This window comes from Streptomyces sp. NPDC002324 (assembly GCF_053593335.1).
The window spans coordinates 94,713-118,497 of record NZ_JBSFCF010000022.1 but is presented as its reverse complement, the minus strand read 5'-3'; the positions used below and the strand labels follow the sequence as shown (position 1 = coordinate 118,497).

The window sequence follows — 23,785 nt, the reverse complement described above, 5'->3', positions numbered from 1 at the left end:
CGGCTACCGGCCGGTTTCGGGGCGGATGAGGCGTCACAGGGACACACGCTGGCTGCGGGCGTTCGCCGTACTGCCGTTGCTGGTGTCGATGCTCGCCGCCTGTGGCGGTGACGAGGGCTCCGCCCGGCCTACCCTCAACTGGTACAACTTCCCCGACGACTCCGGCGCCCTCCAGAAGGCGGCCGACCGGTGCACCCAGGCGTCGGGCGGACGCTACAGGATCAGCTACAACAAGCTCCCGCGTGCCGCGGACGGCCAACGCCAGCAGCTCGTCCGCAGACTCGCCGCCGAGGACGACTCGCTCGACATCCTGGGCCTGGACGTCACCTGGGCGGCGGAGTTCGCCGAGGCGCGCTGGATCCGGGAATGGAAGGGAGCGGCGAAGCAGCGGGCCATCACGGGCACGCTGCGTGTGCCTCTGCAGACCTCGACCTGGAAAGGCCGGCTGTACGCCGTCCCGTACAACACCAACACCCAACTCCTCTGGTATCGCAAGGATCTGGTGCCCACCCCGCCCAGGACCTGGGCCGAGATGCTGGACATGGCCGAGGCGCTCGCCCGGCAGGGCAAACCCCACTTCGTGGAGATCCAGGGCGCTCAGTACGAGGGCCTGACCGTCTGGTTCAACTCGCTGATCAACAGCGCGGGCGGCTCCATCCTCAACGCGCGTGCGACCGAGCCCTCCCTCGGTGCACCTGCCGTGCGGGCCGCCGGGATCATGCGTGATCTGGCGAAGTCCCCGGCCGCGGACCCCTCCCTGCCCAACCAGATGGAGGACCAGAACCGGCTCGCCATGGAGTCGGGAGTGGCGGCGTTCGAACTCAACTACCCGTTCGTCTATCCGTCGATGAAGGCGAACAACCCCGACCTGTTCAAGAACTTCCGCTGGGCGCCGTACCCGAGGGTCGACGTGAACCGTGCGGCACGGCCCACCATCGGAGGCATCGATCTGGCGGTGAGCGCGTATTCGCGTCACCCCGGCCTGGCCTTCGAGGCGGCGCTGTGCCTGCGCAACCGGGAGAACCAGCTCTCCGCCGCGCTCGAGGGCGGTCTGCCGCCTACCCTGCGCGCCCTGTACGACGAGCCCGCGTTCATGAAGGAGTACCCGTTTTCCCGCGAGGTGCTGGCCGCCCTGGAGTCGGCGAGCGTGCGCCCGCTCACTCCCGCCTACCAGAACGTGTCGATCGCGGTCTCCCACACGCTGTCCCCGCCGTCGGGGATCCGACCGGTGAGTTCCGTCGACACCGTCAGGGAGCAGATCGACGATGCCCTGCGATCCGAGGGTGTGATCCCGTGAACCACCTCCAACCACCCGACTCGGGCAGCCGGCGCCGTGGTGCGCGTGCCCCCTCCCTGGACGGCCCGAGATGAGCACGCGGGCGCAACCGCCCGGAAGCCCGCCTCCCCCGGGGGCGGACACCAAGCAGGCGGGGCCGGACCGGTCGACACTCTCGGCGGGCGCCAGGCAGGAGCGGCGGCTGGGCTGGCTGCTCTGTGCGCCCGCGGTCGTCGTCATGATCGCGGTGACCGCCTACCCCATCGGGTACGCCGTATATCTCTCCCTCCAGCGGTACGACCTGCGCTTTCCCGGGCGGGCCGAGTTCGTGGGCCTGGGCAACTACGGGGCGGTGCTCTCCTCCCCGTTCTGGTGGGACGCCTTCTGGGTCACCCTGTTCATCACCGCCGTGTCCGTGACGATCGAACTCGTCCTCGGCATGGTGCTCGCCCTGATCATGCACCGCACGATCTTCTGGCGCGGTGTCGTCCGTACGTCGGTCCTCATTCCGTACGGGATCGTCACCGTGGTCGCCGCCTTCTCCTGGCAGTACGCCTGGACGCCCGACCTCGGCTACCTCGCCGAGCTGCTGCCCAGCGGAGACGCTCCGCTGACCGAGAAGTGGCCCGCCCTCTGGCTGATCATCCTCGCCGAGGTGTGGAAGACGACGCCGTTCATGGCGCTGCTTCTGCTCGCGGGCCTGGCGCTGGTGCCTGAGGAGACCTTGAAGGCGGCCATGGTGGACGGTGCCACTGCCTGGCAGCGCTTCACCAAGATCATGGTGCCGCTGATGAAGCCGGCGATCCTGGTGGCGCTGCTGTTCCGTACCTTGGACGCGTTCCGGATCTTCGACAACATCTACGTCCTGACCGCGGGAGCCCAGGAAACAGGCTCTCTCTCGATCCTCGGGTACGACAACCTGTTCACCGCACTGAACCTGGGCATCGGGTCGGCGATCTCGGTCCTGATCTTCCTCTGTGTCGGGATCATCGCCTTCACGTTCGTCAAGTTGTTCGGCGCCGCCGCGCCTGGCGCGGAGGTGAAGCGCTGATGGCCGAAGTAGGCAAGACGCCTGCCGCCCGATGGGGTGTCATCAATGTGGTGGTGGTGCTGTACGCCCTGTTCCCGGTGTGGTGGATCGCCGCGTTGTCCTTCAAGGACCCCACCACCCTGACCGACGGCAACTACATCCCCACGGACTGGACCTGGGAGAACTACCGGGGCATCTTCGAGACCGCCGAGTTCACCCGCGCGCTGATCAACTCGATCGGTATCGCCCTGATCGCCACGGTGATCGCGGTGGCGCTGGGCACCATGGCCGCCTACGCGGTGGCCAGACTGCGCTTCCCCGGCAAGCGGGTGCTCATCGGCATGTCCCTGCTGATCGCCATGTTCCCGCCGATCTCCCTGGTGTCCCCGCTGTTCAACATCGAGCGGATCATCGGGATCTTCGACACCTGGATCGGCCTGATCATCCCCTACATGACCTTTTCGCTGCCGCTGGCCATCTACACCCTGTCGGCCTTCTTCCGGGAGATCCCCTGGGATCTGGAGAAGGCCGCCAAGGTCGACGGGGCGACACCCGCGCAGGCCTTCCGGATGGTCATCGTGCCACTCGCCGCGCCGGGCGTGTTCACCACCGCGATTCTCGTGTTCATCTTCTGCTGGAACGACTTCCTGTTCGCGATCTCGCTGACGTCCACCGAGTCCGCGCGCACGGTGCCCGCCGCGATCGCGTTCTTCACCGGAAGCTCCCAGTTCCAGCAACCCACCGGGTCGATCGCAGCCGCCGCTGTGATCATCACCATCCCGATCATCGTTTTCGTTCTGCTCTTCCAGCGGCGCATCGTCGCCGGACTGACCTCCGGGGCAGTCAAGGGCTGAACGGGCAAGGCAAGGAGGCACCATCCCATGGCCGAGATCATCCTTGAGGGAGTCACCAAGCGTTTTCCCGACGGGGCCCTCGCCGTCAAGGACGTGAACCTCGAGATCGCCGACGGCGAGTTCGTGATCCTCGTCGGTCCGTCGGGATGCGGCAAGTCCACCACCCTGAACATGATCGCCGGACTGGAGGACATCACCGAGGGCACACTGCGCATCGGAGACCGGGTCGTCAACGACCTCGCCCCCAAGGAACGCGACGTCGCCATGGTGTTCCAGAGCTACGCCCTGTACCCGCACATGAACGTCCGCGAGAACATGGGCTTCCCGTTGCGCCTGGCCAAGGTGGACAAGGGCACGATCGAGGCCAAGGTGACGGAGGCCGCGCGGATCCTCGACCTGACCGACCACCTGGACCGCAAGCCCGCCAACCTCTCGGGCGGGCAGCGCCAGCGGGTGGCCATGGGACGGGCGATCGTCCGTGATCCCAAGGCGTTCCTGATGGACGAGCCACTGTCCAACCTGGACGCCAAGCTCCGGGTCCAGATGCGCACCCAGATCTCCCGACTGCAGCGGCGCCTCGGCACGACCACCGTGTACGTCACCCACGACCAGACCGAGGCGATGACGCTCGGCGACCGTGTCGTGGTCATGAGGCAGGGCCTGGTCCAGCAGATCGGCACCCCCGCCGAGTTGTACGACCTGCCGCGCAACATCTTCGTCGCCGGCTTCATCGGCTCCCCGGCCATGAACTTCGTGAACGCCACGATGGAGGACGGCGTCCTGCACTCGCCCCTGGGCGACTTGGCCCTCGACGACCGTACGAGGCAGGCGCTGGAACGCCAGAACGCGCCCCGCGAGGTCATCGTGGGGCTGCGACCGGAGGCTTTCCAGGATGCCGCCCTGGCTCACGACCGGGCCCGGACGGGCCCGGTCCTCACCGCCACCGTGGAGGTGTTGGAGTCCCTGGGCTCCGATGTGTACGTCTACTTCAGCGCGGAGGGCGGACCCGCGACGACCACCGAACTGGAGGAACTGGCCAAGGACTCCGGCCTGCGCGACACGGGCGCCGACACCGGTCACATGGTGGCCCGCCTGGACGCCGCCACGCGCGCCCGCGAGGGCGAGCCGGTCGAACTGCGGGTCGACATGGCCAAGGCGCACGTGTTCGACCCGGCGACCGGCGCGAACCTCACCCATCCTTTGGTCGCGAACTGACGACGCGCCACACGGGGTGCGCAACTGTGAGCCGCGCGCCTTCCGCGTGACCGCCGTCGCCGCGCGCTCCGTGCACTACCTCGTGGGCATGAAGTCGGGCTGGTGAGGACTGACTGGGCTGGTCGTCCGCGGTGGTGGGGAAGACCGTGCCGCCGCATTTCCGATCTGGTCCTGGTTCATGGACACGAAGGCGCCGGTGTCGTGTTCGAGGCTGCGAAGCCCGCGGCGGCGTCCCGGCCGGCCAGGGATCCTGCGAGCATGTACGCGCCGACGAGCGCGAGGCTGGTGCCCTGTCCGGTGAGGACGAGGGTGCGTATGCGGCGTCGCCGACCAGCACGACCCTGCCGCTGGACCAGCGAGACAGGCGGATCTGGCTGACCGCGTCGATGAACGGCACCGCGCTCGGTGTGCTCGCCGCCGTCGGCTACGCGGACGACCGGGAGCCAGGCTCCCGGCTGCGGCCCCGGAACCGTCGCCGGGACCGCCGGTGGGGGAGTGGCCGTCACCGGCGGCCGAGCCGTTCGAGACCGGCTAAAGCCCCAGCACCTCGCCGTACTTGATGGCCCCGTAGGGCAGAGCGAAGCCGAACGGGGTCAGCGACTTGCCGGGCGGGTACGTCTCCTCGGTGCTGCTCGGTACGAACCAGACGCCACCCGACCTGGGCTCACCGTCGTTCTCCCCGGGCGCGCCGACCGCACTGTCCCACAGGCCGTCGCGGTTGTAGTCGCCGACGGCCACCTGGGCGCCGAAGCGGTCGCCGGCCTCGGCCGCGCCGGGCATGTTCGGGGTGCTCTGGCTGCGGGCCAGACCGCCATGGAGGCCTTGGCCCATGTTGTTCATGACGACGTATCCGCCCGCGTCCTTCAAGGTGCCCACGTCCTCACCGGGCACGCCGACCACGAGTTCGGGGCGGCTGTCGGCGTTCAGGTCACCGGCCGCCAGCGCGGCGCCGAAGTCGTCGCCCTCCTCGGCGTTTCCGCCGACCTCCGGGCTCGACTGGGTGATGCACTCGTTCTCGGTGCCGAACGGTGTGGTCTTCGAGCCCTTGAGCAGGAGCACCGCACCGCCGAGCCGGTCCTCGCAATGCGTCGTCTCCGTCTCGGGATTGGGCTGGACGAGGCCGACCGCGAGGTCGTCGGTGCCGTCCTGGTCGAAGTCGGCGGCGGCCAGCGTGCTGCCGCGGTCGGCGTCGGCCCACCATTGGGCGGGCTTGCCCTGGTCGTCCCAGCGGGTGACGAAGGTGCTGGAGTCCTCCAAGCCCTTCCAGGTGGCGGCGAGGTCGTCCCGGCCGTCGCCGTCGAAGTCGCCGGTGGCCAGAGCGCGGGTGGTCCCGCCCATGCTGTACCTGCGCACCGTGGTGGTGGTCACCGGATCGGCGGTGAGCGGGCCCGGGCGGAACCGGAGCGCGCCGTGCTCCTCGCCGTTCTCGCCGTACGCGAGGTCGGTGTCGCCGTCGCCGTCGTAGTCACCCGTGGCGATGGTGCGGCCGATGCCGCTGTACTCGGATGTACCCCGGGCCACGGTGGTGCCCTTGATGTTCCACTCCGAGCCGTCCAGGACGGTGATGGTGCCCTCGTCCTCGAGCTGGTCGGAGGTGAGCGACTCGCCGCTCGCGCCGACGACGAGTTCGAAGACGCCGTCGCCGTTCACGTCGACGGGCGCCACGGAGGAGCCGAAACGGTCACCCGCCTCGGGCGTGCCGGGTATGCCGGTCTCGGCCTGGCTGATGACGCCGGTGGACTGGTACGGGCTCTGCGCGCCACCGTAGATCACGCTGACATAGCCGGCCTTGGCCTTGCCGTTCACCGTGGCGTCAGGCATGCCGACCGCGATGTCCGCGTATCCGTCACCGTTGAAGTCGAACCGCGCGGTCGTCGCGGCCGCGGCACTCCCGGCGAGCGGCAGGGTCAGGCCGGTAGCGGTGAGGGCCGCAACGGCGGCGGTGGCGGCCAGGGTGCGTGCGCGCACGGTGAACTCCCATGGTCGAAGCAGGAAATGACGGTGATGGCTTACGGGGGTGTGACGCACGAGGTGTACGAACGGTTGTGTGAAAGTGGCCGCCCGGTGGACACGACCTTCCCGTACTCTCCTCTCCCTCACCTGCACACCGAGCAGCCGGCGGTACCTGCACACCGAGCAGCCGGCGGTGTCACCTCGCGGGACGGCGAGGCGCGCCACTGCTCGGTGAGCGGCTCACGTGCCGTCACACGCCTTCGATCTGCCATTCCTGGTTCGTGCCGGTGCCGACGGGCCACTGGACGACTCGGGCGCCGTCGGCGGTCGGCCCACTGTCGGCGTCCACGCACCAGGTGGTGTTGCGGACGTTGACGAGGCGGTAGTGGCCGTCGCCCGCGTCGACGAGCTTCCACCACTGGTTGTCGCTAGCCGTGTCCTGCCACTGGTCGAGTTGGGTGCCCGGGGTGGAGTCGCCGGGGCTGTCCAGGAGCCGTCCGCTGTGGCGGGCGGCGATGCGGAAGGAGCCGTCGGGGTTGGGGAGGAAGCGCCACTGCTGGTTGACGGCGCCGGACCAGCCCCACTGGATGACCTTCGCCCCGTTGGCGGTGCCGGCGCCGCTGATGTCGAGGACCTTGCCGCTGCGCCGGTTGACCAGCTTGAACCAGCCGGTCAGCAGGGAGACGGTGATGTCGGTGCGGCGTCCGGCGACGAGGGTCACCTTGCGGGCGTGGGTGCCGAGCGGGGAGGAGGCCACGGTCGCGGAGGTGGTCACCGATGTCATGCCTCGGCGGCTGATGAGGCTGATGGTCTGGTCGACGGCGGACGTGACGGAGAGGGTGGCGGTGCGGGCGGACAGGTCCCAGCTGAAGGTGTGGACACGGATCCGGCCGCGGGCCCGTACGCCGGTGAGGGAGCCCTTGGCGAGTTGGTCGGGCAGGGCGGGAAGGATTTCCAGAACGCCGGGGCGGGTGTAGAGCAGGGCCTCGGCGAGTACGCCCGGGAAGGCGTTGGCCGCGTCGGCGTTGTAGATGTCGAGGTCGGGATTGTGGGAGGTCATCAGCGACTTGAAGAGCATGTTGTAGCCGATGATCTTCTTGAGGTTGTCGTAGACCTTCGCGCCGTCCTTCAGACGCGCGCCGGCCAGGGCGCGGTGCAGGCTGCCGTGGGCGGAGATGTTCTGGTCGCCGCGCTTCTCCAGGGCCTTGAGCGCCGGGGCAACGAGCTTCGGTTCATCCTCGGGATTGATCTCGTGCAGCGGCCAGGCGCCGTACAGGTGCTGGATGTGCCGGTGGTCGTAGCGGTCGCTCAGCGTGGGCCAGGACCATTCGGCGAGCGCGCCGTCGCTGTTGACGCGGTAGTCGGGGATCTTCCGCAGCAGCGCCGTCCAGCGTGCCACTCCCTGACCGCTGCCCTGCTCCACGCCCAGGGTGTCGGCCGCGTCGACGGCGGCCCGCAGAGCGTGTCTGCCGGCCATGATGTCGCCGGTGGCGTTGACCGACAGACACACACCGGTGTTGCCGGGGGAGTTCTCCATGGAGAAGGACGGCACGAACACGGCCTTGCCGTCGGAGTCCGTACGGGTGAGGAAGTCCTCGTAGAACAGGGCCAGTTCCATCAGGGCGGGGGCCAGCCTGGTGCGGTAGAAGTCGCTGTCCCCGGTGACCTCGTAGTACTCCAGCAACGGGTACAGCAGCCAGTCCGCGCCGCCGGTCCAGCACTGACCCGGGAAGCTGTTGTTGTCGAAGTGGAGCATGTGGCCGTACTCGCCGTCGGTCCGGGAGGGGGCGAGGAAGCCGCGCGCGCCGTAGAGGTTGGTGGCGTTGGTCCGCCAGTCGTCCAGCTGGTCGAGGATCAGGTCGAAGTAGCCCTCCATGACGTCGGTGAGGTCGAGGATGTTGCTGCCGGCGACCTGAAGGTTGACGTTGGCGTCGGTGGTGAAGTCGTCGGCCCAGGCACCGTTCCAGGACCCCGTCCAGATGCCCGTGAGCCGGGGCGGGAGTACGCCGCTCGAGCTGATGAAGAGATAGCGGCCCGAGTCGTAGAGCCGCTCCATTAGAGCGGTGTCGATGACACTCCGGTTGGCGTTCTGGCGGGCTATCAGCTCGCTGACGGAGAGCTTGCGGTCGGCGTCGGAGACGTGCAGGTCGAGGCGGGAGCGGTCGTACAACTCGGTGTGGACGGCGGAGTGCGCGGACCGCAGCGCCGTGTAGTCGGTGCCCAGCCGGGCCAGCTCGGCGTGCAACGGCTCGGAGTTCCACGTGGTGGCAGACTCGTAGCGGTCCAGCTTGGTCAGCAGGATCACCTTGGTCGCCTTGGCCACCACGACGGTGGAACCACTGGCGCTGACGGAGGAGCCCGATCCCGTGGCGACGACGCGGGTGACGCCCTCGTAGCCGAAGGCGCCCTGTCCGGCGGGGTAGGTGCCGCGCAGGTTCAGATAGCCGGAGCCGTTGCTCGTGGTGGCGCGGGTGGTGAAGCTCAGACTGCCGGGCAGCCCGTCGAGCGCGGTGTTGACGCTGAGCGTGGTGTCGACGGTGCGGCCGGGCGCGGGCGTCAGCTCGTGAACGATCACGTTGTCGGCGCGGGAGACGAAGGCCCGACGGGTCCAGGTGCCGTACTGGTCGGTCCAGCTGGAACTGACCTCGCCGGTACGGAAGTCGTTGACCCGGCCGTAGTCGTTGACGGTGGTCATGCCCGGCGTGGCGATACGCAGCTCGTACGCGGGATGGTAGGTCTGCGTCCAGCGCAGCGACCATCCGGAGGCGAAATCTCTGTTGGCACCGGCGTAGTTGCCGGCGAGCGCCTTGTCCCGTACGTCCTCCAGGCGGCCGGAGAGAACGGGAGGCTTCACGGTGCGGGTGCCGTTCGGGAGCACCAGGCGGTGGTAGTTGAACACCACCTTCTCCAGCGCGGCGGCCCCGTGGAGGATGGCGCCGTACTCCCCGTTGCCGGTGAGGAAGCCGTCGGTCCAGGAGGAGGCGGGGGAGGTGTCGTAGATACCGCGGTCGGGGACGGTGATCTGCGGCGGTACGGCCGCCGCGGCCGTGCCGGAGAGGAGCCCGCCGGGGAGCGCGGCTGCTCCGGCGGTCAGCGCGGCGGCGGTGAGGAAGTGTCTGCGGTCCAGGGGGTGGGGGTGTTCCATGACGCGAATTCCTTAGTCTGTCGGGCGGTGCGGGGTGCGGGGTGCGGGTGTTTGGGGTGGGGGCCCGGAACGTACGTACGTGGTTACGGCCCCGTCGCCGCGCGGTTCGGCGCGTGACCGGGGACGGGCGGCAGGGGAGGCGACGGGGAGCCTCGACCTTGCCTCCTCCCGTGACGTGGGAGAGCGCTGGGGGAGTCGGCGACGGCCTCCTCGGACGGTCGCGCCAGCTTCTCGCCGCCGCCGCTCGTTCGGGCGGTGCTGTTCGGGGTCGCGGCAGGGCGAGGAGCAGACATGGGATGGATTTAAGGGTGAGTTCGGTGACCCTGTCCAGAGTCGTATCGAGTAATCTTGCCGTGACGGCTGATCTAAAGGGTAGGTTCCGTGTCATGAGGTGTGAAAAGGGAAGAGGCGGGGCGCCCCAGTCAACTCAGTGGTCATGGGATGTATCGTGAAGGTTCTGCTGCGCAGAAGGTCGGCGGGGACTCCGCGTGCTCGGAATCTGACCTCGGCGGCGGACGGCGATCGACCAGGGAGTGAATGGTGGCGGAACCACCGTTGAAGAGGCGGCGGTTGACTGGCGACCGAGCTCTGAGGGAACCGTGGGTGCAGTAGCTTCAGGCCGTGTCCACACCCCCGCCGCCGCAGCAACCCTTGTCGTCCCAGCCGTACCTCCTGCCTCCGCCTCCGCCTCCGCCTCCGCCGTCGCCGAAGAGTCGGATCGGAGTCGTCCTGGGGGTGGTCGGCGGGGCCATGGCCTTGTTGATCGCCGCCGGAGCCGCTGTCGTGGCCGTCAAGACCGACGCCGAAGGGGACTATCCCGAGGCCCGGTATCGGTTGGCCCTTCCCCAGGCCCTGCTCGACGGTGAGTACGCACTGGAGCAGGACTTCTCCGACGCCCCGCAAGACAGTTACCTGCAGCACGCCGAAAGCGCCCTGGGTGGCCGTGACGTCAGGGCGGCCGTCGCGATCTACATTCCCGCGGACCGTGGCGGCCGGCTGAATCTCAGCGGTATGTACGGCCGGTTCAAGGACGCCGACGACGCACGGGACGCCATGCTGAAGGACGCGGCCGGCCCGGACGGCGTGTCGGTCGCGCGGGCGCCCCAGGACTTCCGTCCCTCCGGCGCGGACGTCACCGTCACCTGTCAGGTGGTCGCCAAGGAGGACCTGAACATGCGGGTCATCACGCCGATGTGCGCCTGGAACGACGGCAACACCGGCGCGCTCATCGGCGAGATCGATCCCGCTGTCTCCTCCAAGGACGCCGGTGAGGTGGACCTGGCGGGCCTCGCCGAGCGAACCGTCCGGATCCGGGCCGAGCTGCGGCAGCCGATCGGCTGAACAACGCCGGCCGTGGCGGGGGAGGAGGGCGGTCCCCGTAGCGTGGCACGCTGTCGTGGGACCGCCCTCCTCCGGTCGGGCGCTTGCCTGCGCGGCAGGAGGGGTGGGCTACCGGAGAGTGGTCCATTTCTGGTTGTTCTGGCCGTTACAGGTCCACAGGACGGCAGGGGTTCCGTTGGCGGTGCCCCCCTGCTGGGCGTCCAGGCACAGTCCGGCGTGGAGGTTGCGGATCGACCCGTCGGCCTGCGTGGTCCACTTCTGGTTGTTCTGGCCGTTGCAGGACCAGATGATGACCCGTGTGCCGTTGGTGGTGCCCTGGTTGTAGGCGTCCAGGCATTTGTCGCCGTAGACGCGTATCTCGCCTCCGGCCCAGGTGGTCCAGAGCTGGTTGGCGGCGGTGTGGCAGTCCCAGATCAGCGCCGTCGACCCGGCCGTGGTGGAGGCGCGGTCCACGTCCAGGCAGCGACCGGAGCCGGTACCGCGCAGGCGTGCGGTGGTGGAGGCCACGGGGCTGCCGCCGGTCATCCTGAACACGGCCACACCATGCGCCGGAACGCTCGCGGAGATCTGGCCCGAGGTGTTCGACGTACCACCGGTCCACAGGTCGGTGAGGGTGAACGCCTCGCCGGTGAGGCCGAGTTGCGCGGCCGTGGAGGTGAGGGTCGCGGTGCTGTTCCCCCGGTTGAACAGGCCCACGGCGACCGAGCCGTCGGACAGGGGCTTGGCGAACACCTCGGTGTCTCCGTCGTCGCGCACCCTGCGTCCGCCCGCGCCCAACGGATCCTGGTTCACCGCGAGCAGACGGGGGTTGCGCAGGATCGCGCTCACGTCACTGGACATGGTGCGGATGTCGTTGCCGGCGATGAGGGGGCCGAGAGAAGCGCCCACAGGGCGAAGTGGGAGCGGGACTCGGTCAGCGGCAGACCGGGACGGCCGACGACCAGCATGTCGGGGTCGTTCCAGTGGTCCGGACCCGACTGCGCGGCCAGCGGCGCGGTGATGTCCAGGACGTTGCCGACGCCCATGGGGTAGCTGTTGGTGTTGCCGTTCTGCCAGATGTCGAGCAGGTCCTCGGTCGTCCGCCACAGGTCGGCCACCTGGCCCCAGTCGTAGGTGGCGCCGGTGGGGGCGTGGAAGCTGTTGGGGTTGATGCTGTAGATGATCGGGCGGCCGGTGGCTCGCAGGGCGTCGCGCATGATGCTGAACTGGGTGATCTGCTCGCTGAGGGTGCCACTGCCGGAGCACCAGTCGTACTTGAGGTAGTCCACGCCCCACGCGGCGAAGACGGCGGCGTCCTGGGCCTCGTGGCCCTTGCTGCCGGTGGAGCCGGGATAGGTGCCCACGCCCTGGGCGCACGTGCGCTCGTTGGGTGCCTGGTAGATGCCGAACTTCAGGCCCTTGCCGTGGATGTAGTCGCCGAGCGCCTTCATGCCGCTGGGGAAGGTGGTCGGGTTGGCCCGGAGGTTGCCCGCGCTGTCACGCTGCGGGTTGAACCAGCAGTCGTCGACGACGACGTACTGGTAGCCCGCGTCCTTCATCCCTGAGGACACCATCGCGTCGGCGGCCTGGCGGACCTGAGCCTCGGTGATCCCGCATCCGAAGCTGTTCCAGCTGTTCCAGCCCAGCGGCGGGGTGAGCGCGGGGCTGCCCGGCGCGGCCTCGGCGGGTGTACCGACGGAGGCGGTGACGCAGGCGGTGAGCGTCAGTGCGGTGGCCGCGAGGAGACGCAGTATTCGTTTGTGCAGGGGAACCATGGAGGGGGGTCCTTCCCGGCTCGCGAGGCGGAAGCCGCTCTGCGAGCCTGAGAGCACGGTCATGAGAGCACGGTCATGAGAGCACGGTCATGAGCTGGTGATCGTGTGCGGGAGGATCAGCGCTGCAGGGTGAGCACGCCGGGCCGGTAGGGCCACTTCTCGTAGGGGGTGTTCGGCGGTGTGGTGCCTCTGCCCTGGTAGAGGAACTGCAGGTTGCAGGGGTCGATGGTCATGGTCTGGTCGGGGTTGTTGCGGACCAGGTCACCGTGGCTGATGTCGTTGGTCCAGGTGGCGCCGCTGTTGGCCTTGCCAGCGAAGGGGTTGCTCTCAGTGGCGGCCTGGGGGGTCCAGGTGCCGTTCAGGCTGGAGGCGGTGAAGGAGCGGAAGTAGCGGCCATTGGCACCCTTCGCCTCGACGATCATGAGGTACTGGTTCTGGCCCTGGACCTTGTACACCTGCGGGGCTTCGAACAGGTTGTCCGCCGTGTCGCTCATGATCGTGGTGTAGGAGGAGCCGAAGTTGCCCGGGAAGTTCCCGATCGGCATGCTCGCGCGGTAGATCTTGCCGTTGTCGCCGGCGAAGAACAGGTACATGTTCTGGTCGTCGGCGATCAGGGTTTGGTCGATCACACCCGTGGGGGAGTTGTCGGTGGCGGGAAGACTTCCGGTGAACAGCGACTGCGGCGCGGACCAGCCGTTGGGGTTGGTGGGGTCGCTGGACGTGCGGTAGATGAAGGGAGACGCACCCCACTGGTACGCCATGACCCAGATGTTCTTGGGCGCGAAGTAGAACAGCGTCGGCGCCACCACGGTCTGGGTCATGTTGTTCTGGCCGGCCGACGCCATGTCCGACCAGTTCGTGAAGGGACTGAACATCATCGAGCCCCACGACGAACCGGTGTAGGTGGTCCCGTAGACGAGGTGCTTGCCGTTGTAGGTCACGGTGGTGAAGTCCTTCAGCGCGGCCCATCCGTTCGCCGGCTGCGCCAACGCACCCGTCGACGTCCACCGGTACGTCGACGGAAGGGAACATGTGCCGCCCGGCGGTGCGGACAGGCCGGTCCACTTCTGGTGGCTGCCGCCGCTGCACGTCGCGATCTCCACCGCCGTGCCGTTGGCCGTACCGGAACCAGTGGCGGACAGGCACAGCCCGGACTCCACGGCGACGACCGTGCCGTCGGCGTTGACCCGCCACTGCTGGTTCGTACCGCCGTTGCAGGACCAGATCACCGGCCGGGTGCCGGACGCGGTGGCGTGGCCCGGGACGTCCAGGCACTTGTTGCCGTACACGGTGAGCTGGTTGTTGTCCGTCAGCGTCCACTGCTGGTTGGACCCGCCCCAGCAGTCCCAGATCTGCAGGTTCGCGCCGTCGGTCTGGCTGGCGCCCGGTACGTCGAGACACCGGCCGGAACCGGTGCCGCGCAAGGCGCCGCTGGTGGCCGCGTGAGCCGGGTCGGCGACGAGTGTCGCCGCCGACGCGACCAGAGCCGCGACCATGGCAGACAGATGTCTGCGGCTGAAACTACGTCTGCGCATGTGAGCCTCGTTCTTCTTGGTTGCGTGATCCGGGTGGGCCCGTCAGGAACGGCTGTCCGGACTGTCGGTGCGCGGTGACGGTTCCTCAGATGTTCGTGATGTCGAACAAGGGTCGAAGTGTCGCGCAAGAGAGAGGACGAGGATGTGCCGAACCCCGCTTTCCTGGACGGTCGAAAAGCCTGGGCCCGGCCCTGATTCCGTAGGCTGCGCCACCGGCTTTCGGCGGTCCCGTCGTCGGAGTCCTGGATCACGAACACACCGACAGCGGCGAGTTGCCCGCGATGGCGAGCAGCTTGCCGTTGTGCGTGTTGCGGATCTTGTAGGTCCCGCCGACCGGGGCGAGCAGTGTCCTTATGCGGTCGGCGGTGCCGCTGTCCGACCACTGCAGTGCGCGGCCACCGTCTGCCGTGGACAAAGCCGTGGGTTGTGCCCACCGCCCTGGCGGCAACTGCTGGGGTTGCCGTGCCGACGGGAAACTCATGCGCGTGAAACTCTTCCGGCACAGTGGTGTCCTGTTCGATCGTCGGAACTCCGCCCGATTCGGCGATCGTGGGCAAGGCGGCAGCACGGCTCGACGAAGAAGCCAGGGACCCTGAGGGGCCTCGGACTCATCCGTTTTCGCCGCTGCTACATGGGATGGATTAACGGATATGAATGTTGTCCGTGTCTAGTCCTGCGACACAAAAGTCTCGATTGCTTGCCAGATGGGCATCTGGCAGCGATCTGCGCGCGGGTCAGACATTGGATGTGTTGCGGAGGAGTGGGGGCGGCGAACAGGGGATTCGACGGTCCACGCCCACCGAGGTGCCCACGCTGTCCGGATTCATCGGCCACGCCACCGTGCTGAAGGAGACGGTCGACGTCACCCTGCCCGTCAACACCACCCAGTCGCTGCGTTCGGTCGACTTCCCCGACCGGTACGCCGTGGTGCGCTCCGGCAAGCTCGGCTACATCGAACCGGTGAGCTCCTCCAGCAGCACCGCCGTCAAGCGGAGCGCCACCCTCACTGTCGTGCCCGGCCTTGCCGACGCCAAGTGCTGTTCCTTCCGCGAATCCTCAGGCCGATACATGCGCCACTGGAACTTCCGGATTCGCTTCGACGCGGGCAACGGCACCGGCACCTTCGACAAGGACGCCACCTTCTGCGCCCGTGCCGGCAGCACCGCCGGTTCCGTCAGCCTGGAGTCGTACAACTACCCCGGCCGCTACATCCGCCACTACGCCTACGCGCTGCGCGTGGACACCTTCCAGGACACAGCCGCCTTCCGTGCCGACAGCTCCTTCACCGCGGTCAGCCCCTGGGCCTGGCCTGTCCGACCCACCCCCATCTGCCGTGCCGTCGCGGATCCTCCCGCGACGGCACGGTCTTTTCGCCCCTCTCACACGCGATCGCCGCGTCCTCGGACGGAGAGCGCGGCGGGACGACGCCTGCGCTGCCGCAGCCCGAGCTCACGACCTGCGGTCGTCGAGCTGTTCCCCCTGTGCGGCAGCCACGAGAGCAGAAGGGAGATCCGCGAGAACCAGATCTGGCGCCCGCGGCAAGGACTGACCTGACCTACGACCGCAACCGCACATGAGGGGGCATCGGTCCGTCGGCACAGTCCGGCGGGCCGATGCCGTTCACGCGGCCAGGCCGTGCAGGAAGCGACCCCCGCCACGTCTTCGGCGGGGGTCGCAGGCTCCGCGGCCGTCGTGGCCGCCCGCTCGTGTGCACAGAAAAATTCGCTGCGCAGATCAGTCGGTCCCATTGACGTGCCCTTGTCCGAAACTTATCTTCTGTCGAAGTTACGTACAGTGATCGAAATTTCGAACGCTTGGCCGTCAAAGGAGACAGCCGGTGCACCCCACCTGCCACTGGTCAACTCTCGTGGCTCCTGAGTCGGCCCTGCCTGCCTCACTCGCCCTCACTCCGGCCCCTTGCGGTCGGCTCCGCCTCCGGCGGCCGCCGACACGCTGAGGCGCTGAGAACCGGCACCCGATCATGGCACCCGTAGCACGACAGGAGACGCGCATGGCCAGGCTCATCAGCCGGCTGGCGGCGATATTGGTCGCCGCCTGCCTACTCTTCACCTCCCAAGCCCTGACCGCACCCGAGCGGGCCGCCGCCGCCGACCCGGGCTACCTGATGGTCCACTTCACGGGGGAGGGGTCGGCCAAGCAGCAGATGTACCTCTCGCACAGCACGGACGGGGTGCACTGGAACGACCTCAACGGCGGAGGCATGGTCCTGCGCTCCCCGGTCGGCACGAAGGGGGTGCGCGACCCCGCGCTGGTGAGATCCCCCGACGGCAGCAAGTACTGGATCATCGCGACCGACCTGTGCATCGACTGCGGGCAGACGTGGAGCCAGTCCATCAACAACGGCAGCCGTAACCTCGTGGTGTGGGAGTCGAGCGACCTGGTCACCTGGTCCCAGCCGTGGCTGCTCAACGTCGCCGGAGCCATCCCCGACGGACGCAACGCGTGGGCGCCCGAGGCGATCTGGAACCCCGAGACCAACGACTACGTGCTGTACTGGGCGACCAACGTGCCCCTCAACGGCGCGACGAAGCACCGCATCTACTACGCCCGCACCACGGACTTCCGTACCATCACCACCCCGCAGACCTACATCGAGCGTCCCGGCACCCAGGAGATCATCGACACCCAGATCATCGAGGTGCCCTCGGGTGTCGGCAACTACCGCTACGTGCGGGCCTCCGGCGACGGCCAGATCACCCTCGAAGGCAGCAACTCGATCCTGGGGACCTGGACCAACCTCGGCAACCTCTCCGGCATCGGCCTCACCGGGTCCATGGTGGAGGGTCCGATGTGGATGAAGTTCAACGGCACCAACAAGTGGGCCCTCTACCTCGACCAGTACGCCACCGGCGGCGGCTACATGCCGGTCCTGACCACCGACCCCTCCAACCCCGCCGCCTACCAGAAGCAGACGTCGAGCAGCTACAACATGGGCGGCACGAAGAAGCGCCACGGCTGGATCCTGAACATGACGGCCGCCGAGGAGAGCCGCGTGCTCGCACGCTGGCCCAACACCGCGATCAACCGTCTCCAGTCGTACAACTTCCAGGACCGGTACGTGCGTCACACCAACTTCGACGTGCGCATCGACCCGAACGTCAGCCCCGTCGACGACTCCCAGTTCCGGATGCGCACCGGCCTGGCGGGCACCGGCACCGTCTCCTTCGAGTCGGTGAACTTCCCCGGTTACTTCCTGCGGCACTCGGGATTCGACTTCCAGCTGGCCTACTACGACGGCACGAGCGGCTTCGCCGCGGACGCCACCTTCCGCCAGGTCGCCGGACTCGCCGACGCGACATGGTCGTCGTTCCAGTCCTACAACTACCCCGACCGGTACATCCGCCACTACGCGTACCAACTCAGGCTCGACCCGATCACCACCGCCACGGGGCGCGGCGACGCCACCTTCCGCGTGACGAGCTGACCCGACCCGACCCGACCCGACCCGACCCGCTCCTGACCTGACCTGACTCGACCGGGATGCCGGCGCCCTCACGGCGACCTCCCGCCCCCTGCCCGCTCTCCGCGCGGGCGGGGGAGGCGTCGGCATCCCCCTGCATTCCGGGCATCAAGTCCCGTAGCCCGGCCCGGCTTTGGCTTCGGGGGCGGGTCTACGGCCTCCGGCTCCGGTCGGCCACGATGGCGCGGCCAACTCCCGGTCCAGGCATGCCAGATGATGCCGGGAACCTCGCCGACCTCCTCGACCGGCTTGCCGCCGGGGGTGCCCCAGATCCTGGACGCGGCCCGGTGCGGCGCCTCCCGCTCACGGACCTGCCGCTCCTCCAACGTGCCGGGCGCGCTTGACCCTTCGCGATTCAACCGTTGTCGGTTTGACGGGTCAGAAGGCTCCTTCGACCCCTCCCTCGGCTGAACGGGTGGGTGGAATCCTTTCGTGCAATATTGGTGTATTGCGGGTAGCGCGAATCCGCGGCGCGCGGCGGGCGCCACCGAACAGCAGGCCGCAGAGCCTCCCACGCCGGCCGCTGTGCGGCGTGGATACCCAGGCGGAACGAGGTGGCAGAGATGAACGCGCCCTATCCGAACGGAAGCCAGAGGCTCCTCAGCAAGCCGAAGATGCCGAAGCTCGACAACGGCCTGCCCAGCATCGTCCACGCCCAGGCCTCACCCCGTTCGATCGGAGGCACCTCACTCTTCGAGACCGGTGCCGTCACCGCCCGAACGGCGCAGGCTGGTCCAGTCCGAGCCCCGCGTGGTGGAGCAGGCAGCGCAGCAGCTGCGTGAGGGCCGGTTTCACGGTGTTCCGCGACGCCGAGCGTGGCCGAGACGGCGCTGCCGAACTCGCGCGGGAGGCGACGCTCAACATCTCCGGTCCTCCCGAACTCTACGAGCGTGCCTTCCGCTGCTCGCTGGAGTCCCAGGAGCGGCCGGTGCTCAAGGTGCACCGCGGCTTCGAGGTCGGGGACGCGGTCGGCATCTCCTTCGCGCTCACCGGACCGCCTTCCCTGTTCGACGCGACCTTCGCCGGCCGGGAGGGTCAGGGCGCCCCTCGACACGAGGCGCTCAGCGTCGACGACCCTACCCCGCGACGTGGCCCGGCACATCAGCGAGATCACCTTCACCGCGCCCCCCCGAATTCGGCCCCGCCCATCCATGAGGATCCCGCGACGCGCCCGACCCCCACCGCTGCCCGGCCGAACGGCAAGCGGGTCCCACTCTCGTCCCCACGCGGCGACGTAGCCGCCATCACGTATCCCGCCCACGGCGAACCCAGGAGGAACCAGTGACACCGATACGGATAGCCACGTTCAATCTGGAGAACTTCGACGAGCCCGCCCCGGACGTCCCGCGGCCGTCGCTGGAGGAACGCATCGCCCTGATGAAGCCGCAGATCACGCGGCTGCGGGCGGACATCGCCTGCTTCCAGGAAGTCCACGGTCAGGAACGCCCCGGACAGCCGCGCGACCTGCTCGCGCTGAAGGAGCTGCTTGCCGGCACCAACCTCGACGGCGCGTCCCTGACCAGCACCAAGCCCGCGAACGACGCGGTCTTCGACCTGCGCAACCTGGTCATCGCCACCCACATGCCGGTCATCAAGCACCAGCAGCTGAAGAACGACCTCGTCAACGAGCCCCGCTACCAGCGGCTCACCGCCGACCCGCCCGACGCCGCGCCGGTCGCGATCGGAATCGAACGGCCCATCCTGCACGCGCAGATCGACATCGACCACGCGGCCCCCGGCCGCCTGCTCCACGTCATCAACCTGCACCTCAAATCCAAGATCCCCAGTGACATCCCCGGTCGGCTGATCGGCCCCCGGCACGACATCTGGAGCAGTGCCGACAGCTGGGCCGAGGGCAGTTTCCTGTCGTCGATGAAGCGTATGAGCCAGGCCCTGGAGGTCAGGCGCCTCATCGACCAGATCCTCGACGACGACCCCGACGCGCGCATCATCGTCGCCGGTGACTTCAACGCCGAGCCCGAGGAGGTGCCGGTCCTGGCCATCTGCGGCAACGTCGAGGACACCAACAACGGCGACCTCGCCACCCGGGTCCTGGTCCCCATCGAGCACACCATCCCCAACGAGGCCCGCTACACCCTCTTCCACCACGGTCGCGGCCAGATGATCGACCACATGCTCGTCACCCGCAACCTCCTCGCCCACTACCGCGGCTCAGAGATCCACAACGAGATCCTCCACGACGACTCCATCGCCTTCGCCACCGACATCAAGTACCCCGAGTCCGACCACGCCCCCGTCGTGGCCAGCTTCGACTTCGACTGACCTCACGGAACCGCCTCTCGCCCCTCACCCCGCGGCGTCGCCGATGTCCGGGTGTTGCGGATGGGAGGCCAGGACCGCGGCCTGGACGCGGCCGTCGCGGCAAGCTCGTCATGGTCGCCCTGCCCGCGCACGGCACCGTCCAGGTCCCGATCTTCGACACCGTCGTGCACGGTCACCAGCGTGATCGGTTCGATCGTGGCACCCTGAAGGATCTTGCCGAGGTGTACCAGCTGCACGCGGCGGGCCGGACCCGGGCGGCAGGCCGCCGAGACCCTGGAGGCCGCGCGCTGCGGGACGCCCCCGCCGATGTACGGGCTCCAGCGCCGGACGGCCGAGAAATACGCCCGGAACGTGCTGGTCGACGCCTCGTACGACGCCTACCTCCTGATCGGGGGGCAGGCGCCGACAGCGGCACTTCGGGCTCCAGCTCGGCCGGGTGGCGCACGGCGTGCTGCACCACTCCCGCCTGCCCGGTCGTGATCGTTCCCGAGAGCGGGTGACCGTGGTGCCCGGCGGCTCAGAGGCTCGCCGCGTGATCGGGGACGTAGGTCTGCAGGTCACGCGGCGGACGCTCGTAGCCGGTCGAGGGCGGTCGCGACGGCAGCTCCAGCACGGGCGGCGGGACCTCGTGGTACGGCACGGAGCCCAGCAGATGGGCGATCATGTTCAGCCGTGCCCGGCGCTTGTCGTCGCTCTCGACGACGAACCAGGGCGCCTCGGAGACGTCGGTGTGCACGAGCATCTCGTCCTTGGCCCGGGAGTACGCCTCCCAGCGTGCGAGCGACTCCAGGTCCATCGGCGACAGCTTCCAGCGCCGCAGCGGATCCTCCAGCCGCTTGCGGAACCGCTCCTGCTGCTCACCGTCGCTCACCGAGAACCAGTACTTGCGCAGCAGGATCCCGTCCTCCACCAGCATCCGCTCGAAGATCGGGCACTGCCGAAGGAAGAGCTGGTACTCCTCCTTCGTACAGAAGCCCATCACATGCTCGACTCCGGCCCGGTTGTACCAGGACCGGTCGAACAGCACGATCTCCCCGGCGGCCGGCAGATGCTCCACGTACCGCTGGAAATACCACTGGGTGCGCTCGCGCTCCGTCGGCTTTGGCAGCGCGGCGATCCGGGCGACGCGCGGATTGAGATGCTCGGCGACCCGCTTGATCGTGCCGCCCTTGCCCGCCGCGTCCCGCCCCTCGAAGATCACCACGAGCCGGGCGCCCTCCGCCCGTACCCACTCCTGGAGCTTCACCAACTCCGTCTGCAGGCGCAGCAGTTCTTCCTCGTACGCCGCGCGCGGCACCTTCGTCGCCTTCTCGCCAGCCATGCCGCCTCCACCACCCGACGACCCGTCGATGAGTTCCGGAGTCACCCATGACCAAGGTCGAACACCAGAACGTCACCGTACTGACCGACGACGAACTGCGCACCCTGGACGCCCACTGGCGGGCCGCCAATAACATGGCCGCCGGGCAGATAGGTAGTGCCGGGCGCTTCGCCACCGGCCCCGGACGGGGTGACCCCACGGTGCCGGGCCGCCGACCGGGTCAGCGCCCGCCCGCCGCTGCGCACCTCCGGCGGCTGGACGAGGCAGTTCCGGCCGCCCCGGTCGTCACGGTGTGGAGAACAGTCCGGGCTCCGAAGGTGAGGAGCGGTCGGGGCGGACGCCGTTCGTGACCCGTAGGAACTCCAGTTTCTCGGCGTCGACGGAACCTGCGGCCACCGTGTAGACGACCAGGCGGACGTCGCAGCCGGGGACGGTGAGCACGTCGCAGTCACAGGTCACCTCGCCGACCTGCGGGTGCACGACGGTCTTGCGGGCGGAGAGGTGCGGACCGACCGCACCCTCCTCCCACAGCCGACCGAACTCCGCACTGGTGGAGCGCAGTTCCGTGACGAGGTCGCTCAGCCCGCGGTCATGGGGATGGTCGACGAGAGCGGTGCGCAGATCGGCGACGAGGGCGGGGTTCAGGGCGTCGCCCTCCGGGAGCACCGGCCAGGCCGCGAGCCCACTGGGCCCGGTGGCGAACACCGCTCGCACAAGGTTCCGTTCGGCCGGTGTCCGTCCGCTGGGATCGCCCAACAACGCGGCCCACGCCGGCGTCCAGGACAGCAAGGTCCAGTCGGCACTGAACACGCCCACGGGGAACTCCCCGAGGCGCGCCAGCATCCGCTGGACCCTCGCCGGCACGTGCGTGGAGACCGTCCCCTCCTGCGGGGGCAGGAGGCCGGCCATCCGTAGGACGTCCTCGGGGGCCAGGCCGGGCTCTCCGTCGATCTGGCCGGGGAGATGTGCGACGGGCCATCGATCAGCTCGGCGCCGCCAAGCGAGCGGTGCACTCCGCGACGTACGGACGGTGCCGTCGCCTCAGCCCTCCAGGACGAAGATCGGCTTGTGGCCGGGGCGGTCGGAGGTCAGTACGTCGGGGATCTCGTTCCAGCCGTGGATCCCGCTGGTGATCAGCTCGGGATGGAGCGTGCCGGCGGCCACCGCCTCCAGCGTCGGTGTCATGTTCGGCCGTGCGTGGCCCTTGCCGTTGTGGAAGTGGACGCCGCGCTGGTACAGCGAGAGCAAGGGGAGCCGGACCTCGTCGAAGTAGATACCGACGCTGTTGACGTGGCCCTCGGGCATGACCGACAGCAGCGCCTTGCGCAGCCGCTCGGGGTTGCAGCTGGCGTCCACGGCGAGGTGGAAGTCCTTCTCGCGCTTGCCGTGGATGTCCTGGACCTCGGCGCCGAGCCGCTCGGCGACCTTCATCCTGACCGGGTCGTCGTCGTAGTAGACGGTACGGGCGCCGGCGCAGTGGACCGCCACGTCGGCCGCGTACAGGCCGATGGAGCCGGTACCGCCGAAGACCGCGACCTTCGGGTCGGGGATTGTGGCGACGGTCGGCATCACCGTCTCCCACCCGAGGGCGAGGTTGTCGCCGATCGAGGCCAGGTGCACGGGGTCGACCCCGGCGGGCAGCTTGGCGAGGTTGAAGTCCGCGTAGGGAACGCGGATGAGTTCGTCGAAGGTGCCGCCCCAGGCTCCGTTGACCGGGAGGCCGTACTGGGCGTCTCCGTGGACGAGACAACGGGCGGTGTGGCCGAGCTCGCACTGCGCACAGGTGCCGCAGGCGATGTGCCAGGCGACGCCGACGACGTCTCCGACCGCGACGTTCGTGCAGGCGGGGCCGACCTCGACCACCGTGCCCACGCATTCGTGGCCGAGCGGGAACGGGCCGAATCCGGAGAACGGGGTCCTGTCGGCGATGACATGGTGGTCGAGATCGCAGGTCGTGGCCGCGAGCGGGCGCACGAGAGCGTCCGTGCCGTCGACGAGGGTGGGGGCGTCGACCTCGTCGAAGCGCAGTCGGCCGTGGGCGACGAACATCAGGCTCTTCATGGGAAAGCTCCTCGGTTGCATGGGATGCCCGGGCCGGTCGGTCTTGCCTGCCGGGGCATGGGATGCCCGGGCCGGTCGGTCTTGCCTGCCGGCCCGGGCCCTGTGGTCGGTCAGACGGCGCCGCGGTCCTGATCTCCAGCGGGGAGCGCGTCCAGGAAGACCATGTCCGGCGCTCCGGCCAGCGCCTGGGCGAGGGCGCCGCCGATCTCCCGCATCACGACGCCCTTCATGTGCGCGCCCAGAGCCTCACGGGAAGCCCACTTCTCGATCATGACGAACTCGCCGGTGGTGCCCGCCTTGCGGTGCAGCGCGTACCGCAGGCATCCGGGTTCGGCATGGACCCTGGGCAGCGCCGCCGTCAACGTCTTCTCGATCAGTTCTTCCTGGCCCGGCTTGGCGACCATCGTCGCGACCAGGACCACCGGCTCGGCCATGGGTTACCTCTTTCTCTCGTTATAACGTTCGTCATAATCATGGCAGACGTCGCACCTGCCGTGTCACAACGGCTGGTCGATCGCAGGTTGTTGTCGGCGGTG

At 68.6% G+C, this 23,785-nt stretch carries 17 protein-coding genes and 3 pseudogenes; 10 read left to right on the top strand and 10 right to left on the bottom strand.

From position 1 onward, the window contains the following. Positions 1-25 precede the first annotated feature (25 nt). The 4 genes from ACWCRJ_RS26605 to ACWCRJ_RS26590 all read left to right on the top strand — a co-directional run bounded on the left by ACWCRJ_RS26605 (position 26) and on the right by ACWCRJ_RS26590 (position 4,375). Positions 26-1,297, top strand: coding sequence for an ABC transporter substrate-binding protein (locus ACWCRJ_RS26605; RefSeq protein WP_450941662.1), 1,272 nt, complete (start codon positions 26-28; stop codon positions 1,295-1,297). 70 nt (positions 1,298-1,367) lie between these two features. Continuing rightward, complete coding sequence (locus ACWCRJ_RS26600) at positions 1,368-2,327, top strand: carbohydrate ABC transporter permease (protein WP_450941661.1); 960 nt, start codon at positions 1,368-1,370, stop codon at positions 2,325-2,327. Then, positions 2,327-3,160 carry a carbohydrate ABC transporter permease gene (locus ACWCRJ_RS26595; protein ID WP_450941660.1) on the top strand — a complete coding sequence of 278 codons (834 nt, stop codon included), beginning with the start codon at positions 2,327-2,329 and terminating at the stop codon, positions 3,158-3,160. Before ACWCRJ_RS26600 ends, ACWCRJ_RS26595 begins: the two co-directional genes overlap by 1 nt. A 27-nt stretch (positions 3,161-3,187) precedes the next feature. Next, positions 3,188-4,375: an ABC transporter ATP-binding protein gene (locus ACWCRJ_RS26590; RefSeq protein ID WP_450941659.1), complete on the top strand. Its 1,188-nt coding sequence runs from the start codon at positions 3,188-3,190 to the stop codon at positions 4,373-4,375. Here ACWCRJ_RS26590 and ACWCRJ_RS26585 read toward each other — a convergent pair. From ACWCRJ_RS26585 to ACWCRJ_RS26575, 3 genes and pseudogenes are all read right to left on the bottom strand, one after another. Then, a pseudogene (locus tag ACWCRJ_RS26585) lies at positions 4,350-4,766 on the bottom strand (FAD-dependent monooxygenase); the annotation flags it as partial. The gene ACWCRJ_RS26590 and the pseudogene ACWCRJ_RS26585 overlap by 26 nt on opposite strands. A gap of 140 nt (positions 4,767-4,906) precedes the next feature. Then, complete coding sequence (locus tag ACWCRJ_RS26580; protein ID WP_450941658.1) at positions 4,907-6,343, bottom strand: FG-GAP and VCBS repeat-containing protein; 1,437 nt, start codon at positions 6,341-6,343, stop codon at positions 4,907-4,909. Between the two features lie 235 nt (positions 6,344-6,578). Beyond that, positions 6,579-9,473, bottom strand: coding sequence for a glycosyl hydrolase family 95 catalytic domain-containing protein (locus ACWCRJ_RS26575; RefSeq protein ID WP_450941657.1), 2,895 nt, complete (start codon positions 9,471-9,473; stop codon positions 6,579-6,581). 750 nt (positions 9,474-10,223) lie between these two features. Here ACWCRJ_RS26575 and ACWCRJ_RS26570 point away from each other — a divergent pair. Continuing rightward, entirely contained in the window at positions 10,224-10,814 is a 591-nt protein-coding gene (locus tag ACWCRJ_RS26570; RefSeq protein WP_450941656.1) for a hypothetical protein, read from the top strand. A 108-nt stretch (positions 10,815-10,922) separates the two neighbouring features. On the opposite strand, the pseudogene ACWCRJ_RS26565 reads toward ACWCRJ_RS26570, so the two are convergent. From ACWCRJ_RS26565 to ACWCRJ_RS26555, 3 genes and pseudogenes are all read right to left on the bottom strand, one after another. Further along, a pseudogene (locus ACWCRJ_RS26565) lies at positions 10,923-12,568 on the bottom strand (glycoside hydrolase family 27 protein). Between the two features lie 116 nt (positions 12,569-12,684). Further along, complete coding sequence (locus ACWCRJ_RS26560) at positions 12,685-14,103, bottom strand: non-reducing end alpha-L-arabinofuranosidase family hydrolase (protein WP_450941655.1); 1,419 nt, start codon at positions 14,101-14,103, stop codon at positions 12,685-12,687. Between the two features lie 247 nt (positions 14,104-14,350). Beyond that, positions 14,351-14,518 carry a hypothetical protein gene (locus ACWCRJ_RS26555; RefSeq protein ID WP_450941654.1) on the bottom strand — a complete coding sequence of 56 codons (168 nt, stop codon included), beginning with the start codon at positions 14,516-14,518 and terminating at the stop codon, positions 14,351-14,353. A gap of 389 nt (positions 14,519-14,907) precedes the next feature. Between ACWCRJ_RS26555 and ACWCRJ_RS26550 the strand changes: the two genes are divergently transcribed. The 5 genes and pseudogenes from ACWCRJ_RS26550 to ACWCRJ_RS26530 form a co-directional block, all read left to right on the top strand. Beyond that, positions 14,908-15,657, top strand: coding sequence for an AbfB domain-containing protein (locus ACWCRJ_RS26550; protein WP_450941653.1), 750 nt, complete (start codon positions 14,908-14,910; stop codon positions 15,655-15,657). Between the two features lie 457 nt (positions 15,658-16,114). After that, positions 16,115-17,548: a glycoside hydrolase family 43 protein gene (locus ACWCRJ_RS26545; protein ID WP_450941652.1), complete on the top strand. Its 1,434-nt coding sequence runs from the start codon at positions 16,115-16,117 to the stop codon at positions 17,546-17,548. A gap of 814 nt (positions 17,549-18,362) precedes the next feature. After that, positions 18,363-18,869 (top strand): hypothetical protein, encoded by a 507-nt coding sequence (locus tag ACWCRJ_RS26540; RefSeq protein ID WP_450941651.1) that lies wholly within the window; start codon positions 18,363-18,365, stop codon positions 18,867-18,869. Beyond that, complete coding sequence (locus ACWCRJ_RS26535) at positions 18,866-19,867, top strand: endonuclease/exonuclease/phosphatase family protein (RefSeq protein WP_450941650.1); 1,002 nt, start codon at positions 18,866-18,868, stop codon at positions 19,865-19,867. The genes ACWCRJ_RS26540 and ACWCRJ_RS26535 overlap by 4 nt, the downstream gene beginning before the upstream one ends. Before the next feature lie 83 nt (positions 19,868-19,950). After that, positions 19,951-20,142: pseudogene (locus tag ACWCRJ_RS26530) on the top strand (zinc-dependent alcohol dehydrogenase); the annotation flags it as partial. 242 nt (positions 20,143-20,384) lie between these two features. Here ACWCRJ_RS26530 and ppk2 read toward each other — a convergent pair. From ppk2 to ACWCRJ_RS26510, 4 genes are all read right to left on the bottom strand, one after another. Beyond that, complete coding sequence (gene ppk2, locus ACWCRJ_RS26525; protein WP_450941649.1) at positions 20,385-21,188, bottom strand: polyphosphate kinase 2; 804 nt, start codon at positions 21,186-21,188, stop codon at positions 20,385-20,387. 285 nt (positions 21,189-21,473) lie between these two features. After that, positions 21,474-22,097 carry an MmyB family transcriptional regulator gene (locus tag ACWCRJ_RS26520; RefSeq protein WP_450941648.1) on the bottom strand — a complete coding sequence of 208 codons (624 nt, stop codon included), beginning with the start codon at positions 22,095-22,097 and terminating at the stop codon, positions 21,474-21,476. Between the two features lie 132 nt (positions 22,098-22,229). Continuing rightward, on the bottom strand, positions 22,230-23,249 hold the full coding sequence (locus ACWCRJ_RS26515; protein WP_450941647.1) for a zinc-dependent alcohol dehydrogenase: 1,020 nt from the start codon (positions 23,247-23,249) through the stop codon (positions 22,230-22,232). A gap of 110 nt (positions 23,250-23,359) precedes the next feature. Further along, positions 23,360-23,683 carry a putative quinol monooxygenase gene (locus ACWCRJ_RS26510; protein ID WP_450941646.1) on the bottom strand — a complete coding sequence of 108 codons (324 nt, stop codon included), beginning with the start codon at positions 23,681-23,683 and terminating at the stop codon, positions 23,360-23,362. Positions 23,684-23,785 lie beyond the last annotated feature (102 nt).